General features: G+C 75.3%; 24 protein-coding genes. 21 read left to right on the forward strand and 3 right to left on the reverse strand.

Going from position 1 to position 21929, the window contains the following annotated elements; genetic code table 11:
- Nucleotides 1–181: 181 nt before the first annotated feature.
- Complete coding sequence (locus ABZ881_RS21715) at nt 182–688, reverse strand: VOC family protein (protein WP_358487135.1); 507 nt, start codon at nt 686–688, stop codon at nt 182–184.
- Nucleotides 689–868: 180 nt separating this feature from the next.
- Here ABZ881_RS21715 and ABZ881_RS21720 point away from each other — a divergent pair, with 180 nt between their 5' ends.
- Genes ABZ881_RS21720 through ABZ881_RS21760 form a run of 9 tightly spaced genes read left to right on the forward strand, consistent with a single transcriptional unit; the run spans nt 869 to nt 8600 of the window.
- Complete coding sequence (locus ABZ881_RS21720; protein ID WP_358487137.1) at nt 869–1852, forward strand: tripartite tricarboxylate transporter substrate binding protein; 984 nt, start codon at nt 869–871, stop codon at nt 1850–1852.
- Between the two features lie 26 nt (nt 1853–1878).
- Nucleotides 1879–2361 (forward strand): tripartite tricarboxylate transporter TctB family protein, encoded by a 483-nt coding sequence (locus ABZ881_RS21725; RefSeq protein WP_358487138.1) that lies wholly within the window; start codon nt 1879–1881, stop codon nt 2359–2361.
- The gene (locus tag ABZ881_RS21730; RefSeq protein WP_358487139.1) at nt 2358–3866 is read left to right on the forward strand and encodes a tripartite tricarboxylate transporter permease; all 1509 of its coding nucleotides are present in this window, start codon (nt 2358–2360) and stop codon (nt 3864–3866) included. The genes ABZ881_RS21725 and ABZ881_RS21730 overlap by 4 nt, the downstream gene beginning before the upstream one ends.
- Nucleotides 3844–4764, forward strand: coding sequence for a sugar kinase (locus ABZ881_RS21735; RefSeq protein WP_358487141.1), 921 nt, complete (start codon nt 3844–3846; stop codon nt 4762–4764). The genes ABZ881_RS21730 and ABZ881_RS21735 overlap by 23 nt, the downstream gene beginning before the upstream one ends.
- Before the next feature lie 2 nt (nt 4765–4766).
- The gene (locus ABZ881_RS21740) at nt 4767–5510 is read left to right on the forward strand and encodes an IclR family transcriptional regulator (RefSeq protein WP_358487143.1); all 744 of its coding nucleotides are present in this window, start codon (nt 4767–4769) and stop codon (nt 5508–5510) included.
- Nucleotides 5498–6100 carry a bifunctional 4-hydroxy-2-oxoglutarate aldolase/2-dehydro-3-deoxy-phosphogluconate aldolase gene (locus tag ABZ881_RS21745; RefSeq protein ID WP_358487145.1) on the forward strand — a complete coding sequence of 201 codons (603 nt, stop codon included), beginning with the start codon at nt 5498–5500 and terminating at the stop codon, nt 6098–6100. The genes ABZ881_RS21740 and ABZ881_RS21745 overlap by 13 nt, the downstream gene beginning before the upstream one ends.
- 48 nt (nt 6101–6148) lie before the next feature.
- Nucleotides 6149–7201 carry an L-glyceraldehyde 3-phosphate reductase gene (mgrA, locus tag ABZ881_RS21750; protein ID WP_358487148.1) on the forward strand — a complete coding sequence of 351 codons (1053 nt, stop codon included), beginning with the start codon at nt 6149–6151 and terminating at the stop codon, nt 7199–7201.
- Entirely contained in the window at nt 7198–7662 is a 465-nt protein-coding gene (locus ABZ881_RS21755) for a heme-binding protein (protein ID WP_358487150.1), read from the forward strand. Before mgrA ends, ABZ881_RS21755 begins: the two co-directional genes overlap by 4 nt.
- A gap of 20 nt (nt 7663–7682) precedes the next feature.
- Nucleotides 7683–8600 carry a dihydrodipicolinate synthase family protein gene (locus ABZ881_RS21760; protein WP_358487152.1) on the forward strand — a complete coding sequence of 306 codons (918 nt, stop codon included), beginning with the start codon at nt 7683–7685 and terminating at the stop codon, nt 8598–8600.
- Here ABZ881_RS21760 and ABZ881_RS21765 read toward each other — a convergent pair.
- Complete coding sequence (locus ABZ881_RS21765; RefSeq protein ID WP_344026991.1) at nt 8578–9009, reverse strand: Lrp/AsnC family transcriptional regulator; 432 nt, start codon at nt 9007–9009, stop codon at nt 8578–8580. The two genes, ABZ881_RS21760 and ABZ881_RS21765, sit on opposite strands and share 23 nt — an antisense overlap.
- 76 nt (nt 9010–9085) lie before the next feature.
- On the opposite strand from ABZ881_RS21765, the gene ddaH reads away from it, so the two are divergent.
- Both ddaH and rocD read left to right on the forward strand, forming a co-directional pair.
- Nucleotides 9086–9913 (forward strand): dimethylargininase, encoded by an 828-nt coding sequence (gene ddaH / locus ABZ881_RS21770; RefSeq protein WP_358487154.1) that lies wholly within the window; start codon nt 9086–9088, stop codon nt 9911–9913.
- On the forward strand, nt 9910–11127 hold the full coding sequence (rocD, locus tag ABZ881_RS21775) for an ornithine--oxo-acid transaminase (RefSeq protein ID WP_358487156.1): 1218 nt from the start codon (nt 9910–9912) through the stop codon (nt 11125–11127). The genes ddaH and rocD overlap by 4 nt, the downstream gene beginning before the upstream one ends.
- Nucleotides 11128–11158: 31 nt before the next feature.
- Here the strand turns inward: rocD and ABZ881_RS21780 are convergent, their stop codons facing one another.
- Complete coding sequence (locus ABZ881_RS21780; protein ID WP_358487157.1) at nt 11159–13075, reverse strand: serine hydrolase; 1917 nt, start codon at nt 13073–13075, stop codon at nt 11159–11161.
- A 219-nt stretch (nt 13076–13294) separates the two neighbouring features.
- On the opposite strand from ABZ881_RS21780, the gene ABZ881_RS21785 reads away from it, so the two are divergent.
- The 10 genes from ABZ881_RS21785 (at nt 13295) to ABZ881_RS21830 (ending at nt 21908) form a co-directional block, all read left to right on the forward strand.
- Nucleotides 13295–14029 (forward strand): phosphoglyceromutase, encoded by a 735-nt coding sequence (locus ABZ881_RS21785; RefSeq protein ID WP_344026999.1) that lies wholly within the window; start codon nt 13295–13297, stop codon nt 14027–14029.
- 132 nt (nt 14030–14161) lie between these two features.
- Nucleotides 14162–15382: an ATP-binding protein gene (locus ABZ881_RS21790; RefSeq protein WP_358487159.1), complete on the forward strand. Its 1221-nt coding sequence runs from the start codon at nt 14162–14164 to the stop codon at nt 15380–15382.
- A gap of 1 nt (nt 15383) precedes the next feature.
- Complete coding sequence (locus ABZ881_RS21795) at nt 15384–16076, forward strand: response regulator transcription factor (protein WP_358487161.1); 693 nt, start codon at nt 15384–15386, stop codon at nt 16074–16076.
- A gap of 56 nt (nt 16077–16132) precedes the next feature.
- Nucleotides 16133–17140, forward strand: coding sequence for a Ppx/GppA phosphatase family protein (locus ABZ881_RS21800; protein ID WP_358487164.1), 1008 nt, complete (start codon nt 16133–16135; stop codon nt 17138–17140).
- Nucleotides 17140–18618, forward strand: coding sequence for a hypothetical protein (locus ABZ881_RS21805; RefSeq protein WP_358487165.1), 1479 nt, complete (start codon nt 17140–17142; stop codon nt 18616–18618). The genes ABZ881_RS21800 and ABZ881_RS21805 overlap by 1 nt, the downstream gene beginning before the upstream one ends.
- A 32-nt stretch (nt 18619–18650) precedes the next feature.
- Nucleotides 18651–19514: a sugar phosphate isomerase/epimerase gene (locus ABZ881_RS21810; protein ID WP_358487166.1), complete on the forward strand. Its 864-nt coding sequence runs from the start codon at nt 18651–18653 to the stop codon at nt 19512–19514.
- A gap of 43 nt (nt 19515–19557) precedes the next feature.
- Complete coding sequence (locus tag ABZ881_RS21815; protein WP_358487169.1) at nt 19558–20394, forward strand: thioesterase family protein; 837 nt, start codon at nt 19558–19560, stop codon at nt 20392–20394.
- A 23-nt stretch (nt 20395–20417) separates the two neighbouring features.
- Entirely contained in the window at nt 20418–21218 is an 801-nt protein-coding gene (proC, locus tag ABZ881_RS21820) for a pyrroline-5-carboxylate reductase (RefSeq protein ID WP_358487170.1), read from the forward strand.
- Between the two features lie 221 nt (nt 21219–21439).
- Nucleotides 21440–21646 carry a helix-turn-helix domain-containing protein gene (locus tag ABZ881_RS21825; protein WP_358487171.1) on the forward strand — a complete coding sequence of 69 codons (207 nt, stop codon included), beginning with the start codon at nt 21440–21442 and terminating at the stop codon, nt 21644–21646.
- A 160-nt stretch (nt 21647–21806) separates the two neighbouring features.
- Nucleotides 21807–21908 carry an AURKAIP1/COX24 domain-containing protein gene (locus ABZ881_RS21830; protein WP_010241351.1) on the forward strand — a complete coding sequence of 34 codons (102 nt, stop codon included), beginning with the start codon at nt 21807–21809 and terminating at the stop codon, nt 21906–21908.
- Nucleotides 21909–21929: the final 21 nt, after the last annotated feature.

Below are 21929 nucleotides of genomic sequence, written 5' to 3' on the forward strand. Positions count from 1 at the left end.
CCGACGGCCTCGGCGACCGCGGTCCACGACGCGCGGCCGTTGGCCTGCAAGGCGGCGACGATACGGCGGTCCAGCTCGTCGAGCTTGGCGAGATAACCACGAGATCACTGTGGTGGGGAAACCTCCAAGTCAACCGTCGGTGATGGTGGAAACCACCGCATAACCTGAGGTCATCTGCACGCTACGCCGGGACGGACACGCCGATCCCGCCCGGGGTGTCCGCGCCGTAGCGGGCGATCTCGGCCTGCAGGTCGAGCCGGACGGTGCGCATGTCGGTGTCGTCGCCGAGCAGCGCGGCGGGCACCAGCCAGCACACCTCGAACTCCAGCCCGTCCGGGTCGTGCGCGTAGAGCGCCTTGGTGGAGCCGTGATCGGAGGCGCCGACCAGGGCGCCGGCCCCGCGCAGCCGCTGCTCGACGGCGGCCAGTTCGCCGAGGGTGTCGACCTCCCAGGCCAGGTGGTAGAGCCCGACGGTGGACCGGCCGGCCTGCGAGGCCCCGGCCCGGTCGCCGATCGCGAACACGGCGAGATCGTGGTCGTTGGTCGAGCCGGCCGCCTGCAGGAAGGCGCCGCGCCCGCCGGGGAGCTCGACGACCGTGCGGAAGCCGAGCACGTCGCGGTAGAAGGCGACGCTGCGGGCGGCGTCGCGGACGTAGAGCACGGCGTGGTTGAGGCGCTGGACGGGCATGGTCGCTCCCAAAAAGTTGAACTCTCAACTTGAACGGTACGCCCGGCGGTCCGGAAGTTCAACGGATGCGAGGTCTTGTCCGTTTCGTCAACCCCCTTTAATCTCTGTGCACAAGACGCACTCCAGTTGCATATGTTGCACACTCAGGGTGGCGAGGACGCCGCTCGAGGAAGGACGAGGATGTCCGTACCGAACCTGCGGGCCCGCCTGCTCGTGGCGCTGACCGCGACCGCTGCGCTGGTGCTCACCGGATGTGCCGACCGCTCGGGCGGCGGTGCCGCCGCCGGGGACGACTTCCCCACGGGCACGATCACGATGTTCACCCCGACCTCGGCGGGCGGCGCGACCGACCTCACCGCGCGCACCCTCGCCACCGAGATGGAGGCCGATCTCGGCACGTCCGTCGTGGTCGACAACCGGCCCGGCGGATCCGGCTCGGTGGGCATGGCCCATCTCGCCGGCCTGGCACCGGACGGTTACTCGATCGCCGTCCTGCCGGTCGAGGTGAGCATGCTCGGCCATCAGGGCTACGACACCGATCCCGCCGACTACGACTTCCTCGGCCAGGCCAACACCCAGCCCGGCACCGTCGCAGTGCCGGCGTCCAGCCCGTACACCACGCTCGACGAGCTGCTCGCCGCCGCCGGCGCCGAGCCGGGCCGGGTCACCGTCTCCAATGCCGGTCCCGGATCGAGCTGGGAGGCTGCGTCGAAGGAGCTGGCCCGCACCGCGGGCGTCGAGTTCCAGGGCGTCCCGTTCGACGGCGGCGCCCCCGCGGTGGCCGCCGCGGTCGGCGGGCAGGTCGACGCCGTCGTCGCCGGCATCGGCGAGACCGCGCCCGCGCACGACGACGGCCGGCTCCGCGTGCTCGCCGTCTTCACCCCCGAGCGGGCGCCCGCCCTGCCCGACGTGCCCACCGCGACCGAGCTCGGGCACGACGTCGTCACCGGCAGCTGGGCCGTCCTGGCCGCACCGGCCGGCCTGCCCGCCGAGGTCCGCGACCGGCTGGAGGCCGCCGTGCGCACCGCCGTCGACGCCGAGGGCTACCGGGAGCTGATCACCAGCGGCGGGAACCTGGTCGAGTACCGCTCCGCCGCCGACACCACCGCCTTCGTGCAGGAGGAGCACCAGCGGTTCGGGGAGCTCGCCGAGGCCGGGCAGTGACGGCCGCGACCACCGGGACGACGGCCGTGACCACCGGCGAACCGCAGGCCGGCACCGGGACCGCTCCGGGGCCGCGCGCCCGGCTCCGCGAGCTCGCTGTCGCCGGCGTGGTGGCCGGCGTCGCGGTGGTCGTGCTGGTCGCCGCCGCCGGCATCACCTCCTCGGTCGACGGCGGCGCGCTCGGCCCCCGCTGGTGGCCGAGCGTGCTCGGGGTGCTGCTGCTCGCCGGTGCGGTCGCCGTCGCGGCGACCGGCCTGCTCCGCCCGCGCCCGGCCGAGGGCGAGCCGACCCTGGGCGGGCTGCTCCGGCTCGCCCTGGTGCTGGCGCTCGTCGCCGGTTTCGGGCTCGCCTGGTACCGGCTGCACTTCCTGCTGGTGATGCCGTTCCTGCTGGCCGGCCTGGTCGCCGTCGGCGGCGGCCGCGGCCTGCGTGACCTGCTGCTCGTGCCCGCCCTCGCGACCGCCGTCCTCTACGGCGTGTTCGGCCTGCTGCTGCGGGTCCCGCTGTGACCGCGCTGCTGGACGGCGTCGGCGCGCTGCTCGACCCGACGATCGGGCTGTGCCTGCTGATCGGCGTGCTGCTCGGGACGCTGGTCGGCGCCGTCCCCGGGGTGACCGCGACGATGGCGGTCGCGCTGGCCGCCGGGTTCACCCTCACCCTGGAGCCGCTGCAGGGCCTCGCCGTGCTGCTGTCGATCTACGTCGCGGCCCAGTTCGGCGACCGGGTGCCGGCCATCCTGATCAACACGCCGGGCACCCCCGCGTCGATCGCGACCACCTTCGACGGCTACCCGATGGCGAAGCAGGGCCGGGCCGGGGTCGCGCTGACCAGCTCCGCGGTGGTCTCCGCGGTCGGCTCGGTGGTCGGCATCGCGATCCTGCTGCTGGCCGCCCGCCCGCTCGCCGACCTGGCGCTCGGGTTCGGCCCGCCGGAGCTGTTCGCGCTGGTCGTGTTCGGGCTGACGATGATGATCGGGGTCGCGGCCGGGAAGGTCACCAAGGGCCTCGTCGCCGGTGTCGCCGGGCTGCTGCTCGGCACCGTCGGGCGGGACCCGATCACCGGCGACGCCCGGTTCACCCTCGGTGTCGACGAGCTCAGCAGCGGCATCCCGTTCATTGCCGCGATCGTCGGCCTGTTCGGCGTCGCCGAGGTGCTGCACCAGGTCCTCTGCTCGCGCACCGGGGACCGGCCCGCGCCGATCACCCAGCTCGGGCAGTGGTGGCCGTGCCGGGAGGACCGCCGCACGCTGCGCCGGCCGACCGCGATCGGGGCCGGGGTCGGCGCCGTCGTCGGGATCGTCCCGGGCGCCGGCGGCGACATCGCCGGGGTGATCGGCTGGGACCGGGCCCGGCGCGCGTCGCGCCGCCCGCAGGACTTCGGCCGGGGCTCGCTGGAGGGCGTGGCCGCCGCGGACACCGCGAGCACCGCGACGATGGGCGGCTCGGTCACCACCACCCTGGCGATCGGTGTGCCCGGCGACTCGGTGATGGCCGTGATGCTCGGCTCGATGATCATCTGGGGGCTGCAGCCCGGCCCGTCGCTGTTCGTGAACTCGCCGGACCTGGTGTGGAGCATCGGGACGATCATGCTGCTCGCCACCGCCGGTGCGCTGGCGCTGGCACTGGTCCGGATGCGCGGCGTGGTCAAGCTGCTCGCGCTGCCGCAGCACCACCTGTGGGCGGTGATCCTCACCTTCTGCATGGTCGGGACCTTCGCCGTGCAGAACAGCGTGTTCGACGTCGGCCTGATGATGGTCTTCGGCCTGATCGGGCTGTTCATGCGCCAGTTCGGCTTCCCGCCGGGGCCGCTGGTGCTCGGCCTGATCCTCGGCCCGCTGGCCGAGAGCAGCCTGCGCCGCGCACTGCTCATCGACGGCGCCGCCGCGATCTACACCAGCCCGGTCGCGCTCGGGCTGCTGCTGCTCGGCGCGCTCGCACTGGCCGGTCCGGCACTGCGCCGGATCGTCCGCCGCCCCGGCAGGAAGGAAGACCGTGACGCCGTCCGCGCCCCCTGAGGAGCTCGACGTCCTCTGCATCGGCGAGAGCATGATCCTCGTCGCCCCGGTGCACCCGGAGCCGCTGGAGCACGCCGGGGAGGTCGCGCTCGGCGTCGGCGGGGCCGAATCGACCGTGGCCCTCTACCTGGCCGAGCGCGGGCACCGCAGCGCCTGGCTGAGCCAGGTCGGCGACGACGCGCTGGGCAGGCGGATGGTCGCCGCCGTCGCCGCCCCCGGGGTGGACGTCTCGGCCGTCCGGGTGCTGCCCGGCGCGCCCACCGGCGTCTACTTCAAGGACCCCGGCCCGGAGGGCACCCGCGTCCTCTACTACCGCGCCGGCTCGGCGGCGTCCCGGATGGATCCGTCCGTGCTGGACGCGGTGCGCTGGGACCGGACCCGGATCGTGCACGTCTCCGGGATCACCGCCGGGCTCTCGGCGGGCTGCCGGGAGCTGCTCGACGCGGTGTTCGGCCCGGCCCGCGAGCACGGCGTGACGGTCTCGTTCGACATCAACCACCGGCCCGGGCTGTGGTCGGCGCAGGCCGCCGCCCCGGTGCTGCGCGAGCTGGCCCGCCGGGCCGACGTGGTCTTCGTCGGCCGCGACGAGGCGCACACGCTGTGGGGGACCGGCGGCCCGGCCGAGGTCGCCGCGCTGCTGGCCGGTGCCGGGCGGGTCGTCGTCAAGGACGGCCCGGTGGGCGCCACCGAGATCACCCCCGGCGCGCCGCCGGTGTTCGTGGCCGCACACGAGGTCGACGTCGTCGAGGCGGTCGGCGCGGGCGACGCGTTCGCCGCGGGATACCTGTCGGCGCTGCTGCGCGGGGAGAATGCGACCAGCCGGCTGCGCACCGGTCACGATCTCGCGGCCCGCGCGCTGAGCAGCACGCACGACTTCCTGCCCGTCCCCACGAGGTGATCATGTCGCAGAGCATCCAGCGCGCCGCCGAGGTCCTGGAGTTCGTCAGTGTCGCACCGCGCACCCAGCTGGAGGTGGCCGAGCACCTGGGCGTGCACCGGTCGACCGGGCTGCGCATCCTGCACACGCTCACCGAGTGCGGGCTCACCCGGCGGCACACCGACGGCCGCTACGGCGTCGGGTACCGGCTGGCCGGGCTGGCCGCGATCGCCGTCGAGCAGTTCGACCTGAGCGCGCTCGCCCGCCCCTACCTGGTCGGGCTCGGCGCCGAGTGCTCGCACACCGTGCACCTGGCGGCGCTGCAGGACAGCGCGATCGTCTACGTGGACAAGATCGAGCAGCCCGGCATGGTCCGGCTGTACTCCCAGGTCGGGCAGAAGGTCTGCCTGCACACCGCCGGGGTCGCCAAGGCGATCCTGGCGCATCTGCCCGCCGAGCAGATCGACGCGCTGCTCGACACCGCCGACTTCGCCCGGCACACCGACACCACCATCACCACCCGCGAGCGGTACCGGGCCGAGCTGGCCCGGGTCGTCGAGCGCGGCTGGGCCGTCGACGACGGCGAGTACGAGGACTACGTCAACTGCATCGCGATGCCGGTGCGCGACCACGCCGGGCGGGTGATGGCGGCGGTCTCGGTGACCGCGCTCAAGGCCCGGGCCACGCTCGACGACCTCGATCTGCTGCGCCCGCGGCTGGCCGAGGTCACCACCCACATCTCCGAGGAGCTCGGATGGCGGACCTGACCCACTTCTTCGACGCCGAGCTGGGCGAGCGCCCGCTGATGGCGATCCTGCGCGGACTGCCGCCGGACCGGACCGTCGAGCTCGCCGAGCGGGCCTGGGACGCCGGGTTCGGCGCCGTCGAGGTGCCGGTGCAGTCGGCCGCGTCGCTGGACGCGCTGCGGGCCACCGTCGACGCCGGCCGCCGCCGCGGCCGCCCGGTCGGTGCCGGCACCGTGCTGTCCCCGGAGCACGTCACCCGGGCCGCCGCGGCCGGGGCCGCCTTCACCGTCTCGCCGGGCACCGATCCGGCCGTCGCGGTGGCCAGCGCCACCGCCGGGCTGGCGCACCTGCCGGGTGTCGCGACCGCCACCGACGTGCAGCGCGCCGTCGGGCTCGGCCTGCGCTGGCTCAAGGCGTTCCCGGCGTCGCTGCTGGGGCCGGGCTGGTTCGGCGCGATGCACGGCCCGTTCCCGCAGGCCCGGTTCGTCGCCACCGGCGGGATGGACGCCGGCAACGCGGCCGGGTACCTGGCCGCGGGCGCCGCCGCGGTCGCCGTCGGCTCCGCGCTGGAGGACCTCGCCGCCGTCGACCGGCTCGCCGCGCTCGCCTGAGCGTCCGGCCCCCACGACCCACCGTCCCCGGATCCGCGAGGAGAACCCGTGACCACGCACGTCACCCCCGCCCACGTCCCCGCCGCCGACCGCTACGACCGGATGCCGCACCGCCGCGCCGGGCGCAGCGGGCTGCAGCTGCCCACGATCTCGCTGGGCATGTGGCACAACTTCGGCGACGACACCCCGATCACCCGGCAGCGGGAGATCCTGCACCGGGCGTTCGACCTGGGCATCACGCACTTCGACCTGGCGAACGGCTACGGCCCGCCGTTCGGGTCGGCGGAGAAGAACGTCGGCCGGATCCTGGCCGAGGACTTCGCCGGGCTGCGCCACGAGCTGATCGTCTCGACGAAGGCGGGCTACCCGTTCTTCCAGGGCCCGCACGGTTCCGGCGGCGGCCGCGGCCACCTGCTCACCAGCCTGGACCACTCGCTGACCAGCCTGCGGCTGGACCACGTCGACATCTTCTACAGCCACCGCTACGACCCCGACGTGCCGTTGGAGGAGACCGCCGCCGCGCTCGACGCCGCTGTGCGCTCCGGGAAGGCCCGCTACGCCGGGATCTCGTCGTACTCGGCGCAGCGCACCCGGGAGATCGCCGCGATCCTGCACCGGCTCGGCACCCCGCTGGTGCTGCACCAGCCGTCGTACTCGCTGCTCAACCGGTGGGTGGAGCAGGGCGAGCCGAGCCTGCTCGACGTGCTCGGCGACGAGGGGATCGGCGCCATCGCGTTCTCCGCGCTGGCCCAGGGCCTGCTCACCGGCAAGTACCTGCACGGCGTCCCGGAGGGCTCGCGCGCCACCCAGGGCAAGACGCTGCGCGAGGGCATGCTCGGCGAGGAGAACCTGGCCCGGATCAAGGCGCTGCACGAGATCGCCCGCAGGCGCGGCCAGACGCTGGCCCAGATGGCGCTGGCCTGGGTGCTGCGCGACCCGCGGATCACCTCGGTGCTGGTCGGGGCGAGCCGGCCGGAGCAGCTCGACGACTCGGTCGGCGCGCCGGCCGCGCCGCCGTTCACCGACGACGAGCTCACTGAGATCGAGCAGTACGCGCAGGACGGGGGGCTCAACATCTGGGCCGCCTCGTCGGACGCGTGAACGCCCCGCCGCTGGAGCGGATCGAGGACGACGAGCGCGCGCTGGTCTTCGACGGCTGCACCCGCGACGACGCCTGGGAGCTGGGCTGCCTGCTGCGGGCCACCGCCGTCGGCGCCGGGCACGGGCTGAGCATCGGCGTGGCGCTGAACGGCCAGTGGGTGTTCGGCTGCGTGCTCGACGGCGCCACCGCCGACAACGACCTGTGGCTGCGGCGCAAGGCCGCCACCGCCCTGCACTACCAGCGCAGCTCGCTCGGCGTCGCGGCCTGGTTCGCCGAGCGCGGCCAGGACTTCGACGCCGACTCCCGGCTGCCCGCCGACGGGCACGCCGCCCGCGGCGGCGCGTTCCCGATCCGCACCACCGGTGCGGGGACCGTCGGGGTCGTGTCGGTGTCCGGGCTCCCGCACGTCGAGGACCACGCGTTCGTCGTCGCACAGCTGCGCGCCCACCTGGGCCGCTGACCCGACCGGAAGGAACCCCCGTGCACCCCGACGAGGTACGACGCCGGATCGCCGGCGTGGTCGCGATCGTCCCGACCCCGTTCGACGGCGACGACCGGATCGACGAGGCCGCGTTCGGCGGCCTGCTCGACCGGCTCACCGCCGGCGGCGTCGCCGCGATCACCGTCAACGGCAACACCGGCGAGTTCTTCACGCTCTCGCCCGCCGAGGCCGGCCGGCTGGTGGAGCTGGCCGCCGGTCGCACCGGCGACGCGCTGTTCGTCGCCGGCGTCGGGTTCGACCCGCGGACCGCGGTGGAGTCGGCCCGCCGCGCCCGGGAGCTGGGCGCGCACGCGGTGATGGTGCACCCCCCGGTGCACCCCTACGTGTCGCCGCAGGGCTGGGTCGACCACCACGTGCGGATCGCCGGCGAGCTGCCCGGCCTGGCCGTCGTGCCCTACCTGCGGGACGACCGGATCGGCTCGGCCGAGCTGGCCGCGCTGGCCGACGCCTGCCCGAACGTGGTCGCGGTGAAGTACGCGGTTCCCGATCCGGTGCGGGTCGCGGCCGTCGTGCGCGGCCCGGGCGCCGACCGGTTCGCCTGGATCGCCGGCCTCGCCGAGTCGCACGCCCCGGCCGCCGCGGTCGCCGGCACGGTCGGCTTCACCTCCGGCCTGGCCGTCGTGCATCCCGAGCTGTCCGACCGGATGCAGCAGGCGCTGGCCCGGGCCGATCTCCCGACGGCGATGCGGGTGTGGGACGAGGTCCACGAGTTCGAGCGGCTGCGCGCGGCCGACCGGTCGGCCGACAACGTCGGCGTGGTCAAGGAGGCGCTGGCCCGGATCGGGCTCTGCCGGCCCGACGTGCGCCCGCCCGCCACCCGGCCGGCGCCCCCGGTGGTGGACGCGGTGCGCCGGATCGTCGACGGCTGGGGGCTCAGCGCGACACCAGCCAGGTGAGCACCACCGCCGACCGGGTGTGGTCGACGTTCGGCGCCATCCGCAGCCGCTCCAGCGCGTCCTCCAGCGAGCGGACGTCGCGGGAGCGGAGCAGCACCAGCGCGTCCGCCTCGCCGGTGATCGTCCCGGCGGTGACCACCTCGGGCACCGCCGACAGCATCCGCTGCAGCTCGCCGGGGGCGACCGTGCCCCGGCAGAACAGCTCGACGTAGGCGGCGACGCCGGGGCCGCCGTCGGCGTCCGGTGCCACCTCGACGGTGAAGCCGCGGATGATCCCGCGCTCGGTGAGCCGGTCCACCCGGCGGCGCACCGCCGACGCCGACAACCCGATCCGCGCGCCGAGCTCGGCCCAGCCCGCCCGGCCGTCCACCCGCAACAGGTCCAGCAACCGCCGGTCGGTCTCGTCCACGGCGTCGGACGCTAGTCCCGTGCGCAAGATCGGTCCAGAACGCGCCGATCGTGCGCGGTATGGCGGGAAACGCACGGTGTCGGCGCGACACGATGTGCCCATGACCGTCTCGGTGCTGATGTGCCCGCCCACCCACTTCACGGTGAGCTACCGGATCAACCCGTGGATGCGCCCGGAGCAGCCGACCGACGCCGCCCTGGCGTTGGCGCAGTGGCGCAACCTGCACGCCGCCTACCGCGATCTCGGCTTCGACGTGGCGCTGATCGATCCGCTGCCCGGCCTGCCGGACATGGTCTACGCCGCGAACGGCGGCACGGTGATCGACGGGATCGCGCTGACCGCCCGGTTCCGGCACGCCGAGCGGGCCGCCGAGGGCCCCGCCTACGGCGCCTGGTTCGGCTCGGCCGGCCTCGACGTCCGCGAGGCCGTGCACGTCAACGAGGGCGAGGGCGACCTGCTGGCGGTCGGCGACACGATCTACGCGGGCACCGGGTTCCGCACCGACCCGCGGGCGCACGACGAGGCCGCCCGGGTGTTCGGCCGCGAGGTCGTCGGGCTGCGGCTGATCGACCCGCGCTACTACCACCTGGACACCGCGTTCGCCGTGCTCGACCCGGCCGGCGGGCCCGGCTCGGTGGCCTACCTGCCGTCCGCGTTCGACGACGCCGCCCAGGAGGTCCTGCGGTTCCGCTTCCCGGACGCGGTGATCGTCTCCGAGCCGGACGCCGCGGTGCTCGGGCTCAACTGCTTCTCCGACGGCCGCACCGTGGTGCACGCCCCGCAGGCCGAGAAGTTCGCCGCCGAGCTCGCCGAGCGCGGCTTCGGCACGGTCGGGATCGACACCTCCGAGCTGCGCCGCGGCGGCGGCGGGATCAAGTGCGCCACCCTGGAGATCCGGCGGTGACCGCCCTCGCGGGCCGGACCGACGAGCAGATCGCGCTGGCCGACCGGTACGGCGTCGCCACCTACGCGCCGCTGCCCGTCGTGTTGTCCGAGGGGCACGGCGCCTGGGTCACCGACGTCGATGGCAACCGCTACCTCGACGCGCTCGCCGGCTACTCGGCGCTGAACTTCGGGCACCGGCACCCGGCGCTGCTCGCCGCCGCGCACCGCCAGCTCGACACCCTCACCCTCACCGCGCGGGCGTTCCACAACGACCGGCTGCCGGCCTTCCAGCGCGACCTCGCCGAGCTCACCGGCACCGGCGCCGTGCTCCCGATGAACACCGGTGCCGAGGCCGTCGAGTCCGCGATCAAGGTCGCCAGGGCCTGGGGGCACCGGGTCCGCGGGGTGCCCGACGGGCGGGCCCGGATCGTCGTCGCCGGCGGCAACTTCCACGGCCGGACGACGACCATCGTCGGCTTCTCCGACGACGCCGCCGCCCGCGACGGCTTCGGCCCGTTCGCACCCGGGTTCGATCGCGTCCCCTACGGCGACGCCGCCGCGCTGGCCGCCGCGCTCACCGATGACGCGGTCGCCGTGCTGGTCGAGCCGGTGCAGGGCGAGGCCGGGGTGATCCTGCCGCCGACCGGCTACCTGGCCGAGGTGCGCAGGCTCACCGAGCAGCGCGACGTGCTGCTGATCTGCGACGAGATCCAGTCCGGGCTCGGCCGGGCCGGCGCCACCCTGTGCACCGGCCTGTTCGGCGTCGAGGCCGACCTCTACACCCTCGGCAAGGCGCTCGGCGGCGGGATCCTGCCGGTCAGCGCCGTCGTCGGGCGGCGCGACGTGCTCGGCGTGCTGCGCCCCGGCGAGCACGGCTCCACCTTCGGCGGGAACCCGCTCGCCGCCGCGGTCGGCTCCGCGGTGTGCGGGCTGCTCGCCGACGGCTCGTTCCAGGCTGTCGCCCGCGCGCACGGCGCCCGCCTGGGGGAGCGGTTGCGCGCCCTGCCCGGGCTCACCGCGGTGCGCGGGATCGGGCTCTGGTTCGGCTGCGACGTCGATCCCGCGATCGGCACCGGCCGCGAGGTGTGCGTGGAGCTGGCCCGCCGTGGGGTGCTGGCGAAGGAGACCCACGGCGCCACCGTCCGGCTGTCGCCGCCGCTGGTGGTGACCCACGAGGAGATCGACCTGCTCGCCGACACCCTGGGCGCCGTGCTCCGGGACCTGGCCGGCTGACCGCCCGGCCGGACGATGGTGGGGCGGCGGCTCAGACCGGCCAGGCCCAGGTCACCAGCACCGCCTGGGTCGCGGCGCCCACCACGAGCGCGAACAGGGCCGTCCACCGGCGCCGTCCGCCGAACCGGTTCCACCGGGCCGCCAGCAGCGCCGCGGACGCGAGACCGGCCACCGTGCCGGCCGCCGTCGCGATCTGCCACGTCCGGACGAGAGGACCCGCCGACGGCACCCACTCGGCCGCACCGGTCAGCAGCGGCCACACCGGCAGGAGCGGCCCCGCGACGACGAGCAGCAGGGTGAGCGCGGCCCACGACGTGCCGGGGCCCGCCGGCGACCCACCCCCGGCCGGGTTCCCGCGTCGCCGCCGCCACCCGGCCCGGACCGCGCTCCCGAGAACCGTGAGCGCCACCAGCACCCCGGCCACCAGGACCGGGCCGACGACGGTCCGGTCGGACCACCAGGGGGCCGGCACCAGCGTCTGCTCCAGCATCGCGCGGTCACCGCGCAGCAGGTGCACCTCGCCACCGTCGGCGCGGACCCCGGCGATGCAGCCGGCCGGATCGCACCACCGGTTCCCCGGGGCCGGGGCGTAGCGCCGGTCCCCGATGACCAGATCGTCGCCGTCGCGGCCGACCACGACCCGCGACGACAGCGTCCGCAGCGCCCGTTCCGGGCCCCGGTCGGCGAACAGCCGCTCCTGGAACACCCCCACCGGGTCCACCACCCGGGTCTGCTCCGGCCAGGGCCCCGGCAGCGCCTCGTACCCCTGCGGCGGGCGTTCCCGGGCCTCGACCCGCCCGGACGCCACCGCCCATCCGGCGACCTCGTCCACCACACCCGGCGCGAACGGCATGGCGTCGGCGCCGTCGGTCGGGACCGCGGCGAACACCCCGATCCCGGCCTCGGGGAGGACCGCGACCCAGGCGACCCCGTTCGCGCCGGCGTGCTCGACCACCCGCACACCTGCGCGGTGCGCCTCGAAGAACACCTGGGTGTGGCCGGGGCCGCCGTGCGGCGGGCGGACCGCGGTGGCCAGCGCCTCGGACACGACCGGAACCGGGATCCGGCCGTCGTCGGCGACCAGGGCGTGCAGCAGCGCCGCGGCGTCGGCGGCCGACCAGGTCAGCCCGGCCGCCGGCCGTTCGTGCACGGCGGGCCACGGCGCGGCGGCCCAGCCGTCGTCGGCCGCGACCACCGGCACGACCGCCGCCGATGCGGGATCGGCCGGGAAGTCCGCGGTCGTCGCACCGGCCGGACCGAGGACCAGGGCCCGGGCCGCCTCGGCGAACGGCAGCCCGGTCGCCCGTTCGATCGCCGCGCCGAGCAGCGCGTGGCCCGCGAGCGGCGAGTAGTGCAGGCCGGTACCGGCCGGGCGGTCGAGCACGGGTGGCTGCTCCCGGAGCCACGGTCCGAGCAGCGGGGTCACGTCGCCGGGGCCGCCCGGTGGATCGGGATGCATCAGGAGGGGCTCGGTCAACCCGGAGTGGTGGGTCAGCAGGTGCCTGCCGGTGACCGGGGTGCGCGCGCCCGGGTCGCGCCGGTCGACCGGCGCGACACCGGTCGACGTCGTGATGGCGGCGTCCAGATCGAGGACGCCGTCGTGGTGCAGCCGCAACGCCGTCAGCGCGGTCACGACCTTGGACACCGATGCGACCGGCAGCGGCGAACCGATGGTCAGCGGAGCAGGGCCGCCGGTGTCCCCCCACGCCCGGAGGAGCAGCGGACCGTCGGCGTCGACGACGGCCACCACCGCCCCCGGCGTGCTGCGCCCGACGTGGGCCGCGGCGAGCCGCTCGACGCGCCCGGCCAGATCGCCGGCGTCCACGGCTGCCGACGGCCCGCCGGGCGCGCCTGCCGGTTCGGCCGTGACGGGAGCCGGGAGTACGGCGCCGAGGCCCGGCACGGCGAGCAGGGCGGTGGTGAGCGCGCCGGTGGTCCATCGGCGCACGGGCACTCCTGCCGGTCGGGGAACGCGACGGTCACGACAGCGCGGCCCGGCCGGCAGGGCGGTCCGGCCGTACCGGGCCGTACAGGGCGGTACAGGTGATACGGGCGAAACGGTCGGAACGGTCGGTGGCGTCCGGGACGGTACCGGGGGAACGTGCGGGTGGACACGTTCGGTGCGCGGCGGGAGGACCTCACCGCGCGCGGGTGGCAGGCTGGGCCCATGCCGACCCTCGTACTGTTGCGCCACGGCCAGAGCGACTGGAACGCGAAGAACCTGTTCACCGGGTGGGTGGACGTGCCGCTCTCCCCGCAGGGCGAGGCGGAGGCCCGCCGCGGCGGCGAGCTCCTGAAGGAAGCCGGCGTCGCCCCCGACGTCGTGCACACCTCGCTGCTGCGGCGCGCGATCTCCACCGCCAATCTCGCGCTGGACGCCGCCGACCGGCACTGGATCCCGGTCCGCCGCGACTGGCGGCTCAACGAGCGCCACTACGGCGCCCTGCAGGGCAAGGACAAGAAGCAGACCCTGGAGGAGTACGGCGAGGAGCAGTTCATGCTCTGGCGCCGCTCGTACGACACCCCGCCGCCGCCGATCGAGAAGGGCTCCGAGTTCTCCCAGGACGCCGACCCGCGCTACGCCGGCGTCGACGCGCCGCTCACCGAGTGCCTCGCCGACGTCGTCGACCGGTTCCTGCCGTACTGGACCGAGGCCGTCGTGCCCGACCTGCGGGACGGCAAGGTGGTGCTGCTCGCCGCGCACGGCAACTCGCTGCGGGCGCTCGTCAAGTACCTGGACGGCATCTCCGACGCCGACATCGCCGGCCTCAACATCCCCACCGGCATCCCGCTGGTCTACGACCTCGACGACGACCTGTCGCCGACCGTCCCGGGCGGGCGCTACCTCGATCCGGCGGCGGCGCAGGAGGCGATCGCCGGGGTGGCGAACCAGGGCCGCTGAGGCCGCGGGCGGGGGGCGCCCGTGAACCCGCGGTGAACGCGGGCCGAACACTGTCGCCCGGGCGGGTCGCGGGCGTCACCTTCGCGGGTCGGCGCTGGCCAGAGGGCACCCCCGCTTGCCTACCATGCAGCCGTGACCACGCTCGCGTGGCTGATCGCGGCCGCCGCGCTCGGCCTGGGCCTGCTGGCCGGGTTCGCGCTCGCGCGACGGTCGTCGCACGGCCGCCCCGACCACGATCCCGATCCGGAGCTCCGCGCGCGGGGCGCGGAGCCGGGCGGCCCGACGCTCGGCGAGCTGCTGCACCGCACCTTCCGCGCGTCGTCGTCGGGGCTCGCCGTGGTCGGCGCCGGCGGCGAGGTGCTGCTGCACAATCCGCGGGCCGGCGCGCTCGGCGCGGTCACCGGCGACCGGCTCGACCCACGGGCCTGGGCGGCCTGCCAGCGGGTGCTGGCCGGTGACCGGCTGGTCGAGGTCGATCTCTCGCCGCTGGACCGCACGCCGCGCGGGCCGGTCGAGGTGCAGGCCAGGATCCGCCCGCTGGGCGACGGCTTCGCGCTGGTCGAGGCGGTCGACACCTCCGAGATCGCCCGGCTGGAGGCGACCCGCCGGGACTTCGTCGCGAACGTCAGCCACGAGCTCAAGACCCCGGTCGGCGCCGTCGCGCTGCTGGCCGAGGCGCTGCTCGACTCGCTGGACGGCCTGGAGCCCGCGGCCGGCTCCGGTGAGGACGCCGCCGAGGTCCGCCGGTTCGGCGAGAAGCTGCTCCGCGAGGCGACCCGGATGGGCAACCTGGTGTCCGAGCTGATCGCGCTGTCCCGGCTGACCGGCGCCGAGCGGCTGCCCGAGCTGGCCGCGGTGGAGGTCGACGACGTCGTCGGCGAGGCGCTCGCCCGCAGCCGCAACTCGGCCGAGGCGCACGGCGTCGAGATCATCGCCGACGCGCCGTCCGGTCTGGTCGTCGACGGCGACCGGACGCTGCTCGTCACCGCACTGACCAATCTGGTCGAGAACGCGATCGTCTACTCACCCGCCGACTCGTCGGTGTCGGTGAGCCGGCGCGCGGTCGACGGCTCGGTCGAGATCGCCGTCACCGATCGCGGGATCGGCATCGCCCCCGAGCACCAGCAGCGGGTGTTCGAACGGTTCTTCCGGGTCGATCCGGCCCGCTCCCGGGCCACCGGCGGGACCGGTCTCGGCCTGGCGATCGTCAAGCACGTCTGCGCCAACCACGGCGGCGAGGTGCGGCTGTGGAGCCGCCAGGGCACCGGATCGACCTTCACCGTGCGGCTGCCCGCGCGGCTCGGGATCCCCGGCGCCGAGCTCGCCCCCCAGACCGCGACAACCGGAGGATGAGATGACCAGGGTGCTGATCGTGGAGGACGAGGAGTCCTTCGCCGACCCGCTCGCGTTCATGCTGCGCAAGGAGGGCTTCACCACGGCGGTCGCGGTGAACGGCAACGACGCGCTGTCCGAGTTCGACCGCAACGGTGCCGACATCGTGCTGCTCGACCTCATGCTCCCCGGCATGAGCGGCACCGACGTGTGCAAGGCGCTGCGCTCCCGCTCCGCCGTCCCGGTGATCATGGTGACCGCCCGGGACAGCGAGATCGACAAGGTGGTCGGGCTGGAGCTGGGTGCCGACGACTACGTCACCAAGCCCTACTCGGCGCGCGAGCTGATCGCCCGGGTGCGCGCCGTGCTGCGGCGCGGCGGCGAGGGCGGCGCCGGCGAGGCCGAGGGCGGCAGCGGCGTGCTCGAGTCCGGTCCGGTCCGGATGGACGTCGAGCGGCACGTCGTGTCGGTGAACGGCGACGAGGTGGCGCTCCCGCTCAAGGAGTTCGACCTGCTCGAGTACCTGCTCCGCAACGTTGGCCGGGTGCTCACCAGGGCCCAGCTGATCGACCGGGTGTGGGGCGCCGACTACGTCGGCGACACCAAGACCCTCGACGTCCACGTGAAGCGGTTGCGCTCCAAGGTGGAGGACGACCCGTCCAACCCGAAGCACCTGGTGACGGTGCGCGGGCTCGGTTACAAGTTCGACGTGTAACGACTGGGAGCCATGGGGTTGCCCGGCCGTCGATAACGGCTCGGTAACCTGTGCGCGTGCGACTGGCCGTCCTCGACGTGGGTTCCAACACCGTCCACCTGCTGGTGGTGGACGCCCACCGTGGTGCCCATCCCAAGCCGATGTCCTCCGACAAGGACCAGCTCCGGCTGGCCGAGCACCTCGACCGCCGGGGCGCGTTGAGCAAGGTGGGGGTCAAGGCGCTGCTGGAGAGCGTTCACCGGGCCCGGGACACCGCGCGTGAGGCGGGCTGCGACGACCTGATGGCCTTCGCCACCTCCGCGCTGCGCGACGCCACCAACTCGGCCGAGGTGCTGGCGAAGGTGCAGCGGGAGACCGGCGTGGTGCTGGAGGTGCTGCCCGGCGAGGACGAGGCCCGCTGGACCTTCCTCGCCGTCCGCCGCTGGTGCGGCTGGTCCGCCGGGCGGCTGCTGGTGCTCGACATCGGCGGCGGCTCGCTGGAGCTGGCCGTCGGCCGCGACGAGACGCCGGACGTCGCCGCCTCGGTGCCGCTCGGAGCCGGCCGGCTGACCCGGGAGGCGTTCACCTCCGATCCGCCGTCGCGGGCCGAGGTGGCCGCGCTGACCGAGCGGGTCCGCGACGAGATCGCCCCGGTCGCCGGGCGGCTGCGCGAGGCAGGCCGGCCGGACCGGGCCGTCGGGACGTCGAAGACCTTCCGGACGCTCGCCCGGCTCGCCGGCGCGGCGCCGTCCAGCGCCGGGCCGCGCGCGCACCGCACCCTCACCGCGCTCGGCCTGCGCCAGCTGTCCGCGTTCGTCACCCGGATGTCCGGGCCGGACCTCGCCGAGCTGGACGGCGTGAGCGCCAGCCGGGCGCACCAGCTGGTCGCCGGCGCGGTCGTCGCCCAGGCCGCGATGGACGCTCTGGGTGTCACCGAGCTCGACATCTGCCCCTGGGCGTTGCGCGAGGGCGTGATCCTGCGCCGCTTCGACATGCTCGACGGAACGAACGGGGACGACCGCTCGGCGCAGACTTCCGCGGACGGACTTGGACCCTTGACAACACACAGGGCACGGTGGTCGTGATGAGTGTGGACAGCGCGGGATTCGGAGAGCCTCGCCAGCGGACGGTCGCCGAGCTGCTGGCGGCGAACGGCGGCTCCCAGACCGGGCGCCGCCGCCGTCGCCGTGCCTCGGAGGACGACGAGCCGGGCGGCGCCCCGGCACCGGGGCCGGCCGTCGGCGCGCCGCCGGCACCCCCCGAGCAGGGGCCGCCGCGCGGGGCCGCGGGCGGGGACCGGATGCGTCCGCCCGCACCGCTCGCCGAGCACCCGTCGTTCCCGCCGGCCCGCCGGCCGGACCCGGTGGAGGGCGGCCGGCCCGGCGCCCCCGGCGGACAGCGGCCCGATCCGTTCGTGCCGAACGGGAACGCACCCAACGGCAGCGGCGGACCGAACGGGCACCCGCCGCAGGGCTTCGGCCCGGGCGGTCCCGGCCACCGGCCGAACGGGCACACCCCCGAGCCGCACCCCGGGAACCGGCCGAACGGCCATGTCTCGAACGGCCACGCCTCGAACGGCCACGCCCCGAACGGTCAGGCCCCCGATCTGCACCGTGGCGGCCCGCCGCCCGGGTACGCCGGCCCGAACGGCGCAGGCCGCCCGGACGAGGCGTACGGCAGGCCCGGCCGCACCGACGACGGCCCGCCGCCGCACGGCCGCCCGCAGGCCTACGCCGGGCGTCCCGACGAGGACCGGGGCGGCCCGCAGCCGAACGGCTACCCGGACACCCAGGGCCACCCGGACACCGACTCCTTCGGCGGCTACCCGGACGAGATCCCGACCAGCAGGCTGGGCGCCCGCCGCCCGGTCGTCGACCCGGACGACGACGGCGGCCCGCCCACCCAGTTCGGTGCACCGCCGCTGGACGACGGCGACGAGTCGCCGACCGGTCGCGCCCGGGCCCGCCAGGCCCCGGGCGGTGGCCCGGGCGGCGGCCCGGTGGATGACGGCCCACCGACCGGCGCCTACGACCCGTTCGCCGACGACCGGGAGGCCGGCTTCGACGGCGGCCGGACCGGCGTGCTCGCCCCGGATCGCCCGGACGACCCGCAACCGTGGGACGACTGCCCCGAGGAGCACGACCGGTTCGCCCCCGGTCACGATGACCGGACCGGCGCCGCCGCGCCGGGCGGCCGGCGCGGCAGGCGTCGCGGCCCGGCCGACGACGACGATGCCGGCGATCCCGACGGCGCCGAGCCGCCGGCCGGTCTGGACGACGCGGCCGCCGCCGGCGCCGCGGGCACCGGCCAGGCATGGGCGGTGGTGATTGCGCAGTGGATCGGCGGCGCCGTCGCCGGTGCCGCGATCTGGGTGCTGTTCCGGTTCCTCTGGTTCTCGTTCCCGATCGTCGCGCTGGCCTCGGCGGTGGTGCTCACCGTCGGCCTGGTGCTCGGCGTGCGGGCCCTGCTGCGCAACGACGACCTGAAGACCACCCTGTTCGCGGTCCTCGTCGGCCTGCTGCTGACGGTGTCCCCGGCGCTCCTGGTGCTCCTGGACCGGTAACGATGAGCGACGGAGAGGCGACTCCACGGACTGTGGCACCCTCTTTCCGTCCGCGCGCACACACCTATCCCGGAACCCCTCGAATCCTGCTGTCCACCGCGTCGGTCTACCCGGAGGGCGTCGCCGCGGCCTTCGAGATCGCCGCCGACCTCAGCTACGACGGGGTCGAGTTGATGATCTGGACCGATCCGGTCAGCCAGGACCCGCGGGCGGTCGAACGCCTCGCGGAGCGGCACGGCGTCCCGGTCACCGCGGTGCACGCGCCGTGCCTGGCCGTCACCCAGCGGGTCTGGGGCGCGGACCCGGTGCAGCGGCTGCGGCGCACCGTCGAGGTCGCTGCCCGGTTCGGCGCCGGCACCGTCGTGGTGCACCCGCCGTTCCGCTGGCAGCGCCGCTACGCGTCGGTGTTCGCCGACGAGGTCGCCAGGGCGAAGGAGTACCGCGGGATCACGCTGCCGGTGGAGAACATGTTCCCGGTGACCCGCGGATCGATCAGCACGGTCCCGTACGCGCTCGGCCACGACCCGACGGAGGTCGGCTTCGGCGCCTACACCCTCGACCTGTCGCACACCGCCGCCGCCCGGGTCGACACGCTCGGCCTGATGGACCGGATGGGCGAGCGCCTCACCCACCTGCACCTGACCGACGGCTCGGGCGCCGCGAAGGACGAGCACCTGGTCCCGGGCCGGGGTGAGCAGCCGTGCGCCGAGGTCTGCCAGCGGCTCGCCGACGACGGGTTCGTCCGGCGCGGCGGCACGGTCGCGCTCGAGGTGTCGACCCGGCGGTGCCGGACCCGCCAGGAGCGGATCGGCCTGCTCGCCGAGTCGCTGCTGTTCGCCCGGCTGCACCTGGCGCCGACCCGGCATCCCGCGCCGATCCCGTCCGCCCGTCGCTGAGATCTCCTTACCCGTGGGTAACCGGCGGGTTAGCCTGATCGGCATGAGCAGTTCCGCGCTCCGCACCGGACGCCCGTTCGCTGACGCCAGTGGGCTCGAGGATCTCGGCGACGGCCGGTTCCGGGCCCGTCTCGACGAGGTCTGGGCGGTTGGCCCGAAGGCCTTCGGCGGCCTGCTGATGGTGCTGATGGCGCAGGCGGCGCTCGCCCGGCTCCGGGCCGATCTCCCGGCCGGCGCACCGGCCCCCGATCCGCTCGCCGTGTCGGTGGACTTCCTGCGGGCGCCGGACCTGCGGCCGGTCGAGCTGACGGCGACCCCGCTGAAGATCGGGCGCACGATCTCCTCGGTCCTGGTCCGGCTGGAGCAGGACGACCGGCTGATGCTGCACGCCACGGTCACCGCGGGCGCCCTGCCCGACGGCGAGCCGCGCTGGGAGACCACCGCCGAGCTCGCGCCCGAGCCGGACGCCGACGCGCTGGACCCGGCCCGGTCCCAGGGCGGTGCGCGCGGCCTGGCCGCCGCCTGCGACCTGCGGTACCCGGCAACCGCGCTGCCGTTCCTGCGGGGCGAGACCGGCCCGCCGGAGATGACCGGCTGGGTGCGGCCGCGCGGCGAGGAACCGGACGTGCTGTTCGCGCTGCTGGCCGGCGACATCCTGCCGCCGACCGTGTTCAACCTGGGCGGGCGGCCCGGCTGGGCCCCGACCGTGCAGCTCACCGCGCTGCTGCGGGCCCGCCCCGCGCCGGGCTGGCTGCGGGTCGTCTCGCGGTCCCGGACCGTCTCGGGCACCCAGTTCGACGAGGACGTCACCGTCGTCGACGCCGCCGGGCGGACCGTCTGCCAGGCCCGTCAGCTCGCACTGGCACCGCTGGAGCGCTGAGCACGCCGCCTAGGGTTGCGCCCATGGGTTCGAGGATCGCGGTACTGGGTGGCGGGCGGATCGGCGAGGCGCTGCTCGGCGGGTTGCTGGCGGCCGGGCGGGAACCGGGCGAGCTGGTGGTCGCGGAGAAGTCGGCGGCCCGCGCGCAGGAGCTGTCCGCCGCGCTCGGGATCACCGCCGCCCCGGTGGCCGACGCCGTCCGCGGGGCCGGGACGGTCGTCGTCGCCGTCAAGCCGCAGGACGTCGTCGGGCTGCTCGGCGAGGTCGCGCCCACCCTCGAGCCGGGCGCGCTGGTGGTGTCCCTGTGCGCCGGGCTGCCGACCTCGCTGTTCGAGGGGGCGCTGCCCGGCGGCACCCCGGTGGTGCGGGTCATGCCGAACACCCCGATGCTGCTCGGCGCGGCGATGTGCGCGATCTCCGCGGGCAGCCACGCCGGCGACGAGCATCTCGCCGAGACCGAGCGCCTGCTCGGCACGGTCGGCGCGGTGCTGCGGATCGACGAGTCGAAACAGGACGCCGCCACCGCCGTCTCCGGCTCCGGCCCGGCCTACTTCTTCCTGGTCGCCGAGGCGATGATCGAGGCCGGGGTGGCGCTCGGCCTGACCCGGCCCGCGGCGACCGAGCTCACCGTGCAGACCGCGCTCGGCGCGGCCCGGATGCTGCGCGAGACCGGCGAGCACCCGGCGGTGCTGCGGGAGAACGTCACCTCCCCGGCCGGTACGACGGCCGCCGCGCTGCGCGAGCTGGAGCGGCACGGCCTGCGGTCCGCCCTCGCGGACGCGGTCACCGCCGCGCACGACAGGTCGGTGGAGCTCGGCCGCTGACCGGCACGGCCCGTCGCGCCGGGCCCCGGTGCGCCGATCGCCCTCCGTATTCACCCGATCAGCGCATCGGATGACGCAATGACACCCTGACGCGCCGAGGTGTGCCACGATCGGGGCACCCTCTGGCGGACCGATCGTCACAGCCGTCCCGGTAGACTGCACGCGCATCCCCCACCACCGGGCGTCCGGGGGCCCGTACCGGGGGAGGAAGGCGGTGCCCGATGGTGGCGGAACGATCCGAGCCTCTGCGTCCGGTCCAGTTCCTGACCGTGGCCGAGGTCGCCTCGATGATGCGGGTCTCGAAGATGACCGTGTACCGGCTGGTGCACTCGGGTGAGCTGCCCGCCGCCCGGGTCGGCCGGTCTTTCCGGGTACCGCAGCGGGCCGTGGAGGACTACCTCCGCAACGCCTACTTCGACGCGGGCTGAGTCCCCCGTCCGGGCGCCCGCACCGGCCCCGGTAGACTGACGAACCGGCTGCCGACTCCCACCGGTCGCCCGTCCCGCGTATCCGTACGCGGGCGGCCCGCCTCGAGGCCACCCGGTGGTGCGGTCGCGGGCGATCTGCGTCGATACAGGAGGAGCACCCATGGGCTCGGTCATCAAGAAGCGCCGCAAGCGGATGTCGAAGAAGAAGCACCGCAAGCTGCTGCGCAAGACCCGGGTGCAGCGCCGCAAGCTCGGCAAGTGACTCGCGCGCCGGCCGCGCATC

Origin of the sequence: Pseudonocardia sp. NPDC046786, assembly GCF_040645415.1 — a bacterium.
Lineage (GTDB): Bacteria > Actinomycetota > Actinomycetes > Mycobacteriales > Pseudonocardiaceae > Pseudonocardia > Pseudonocardia kongjuensis.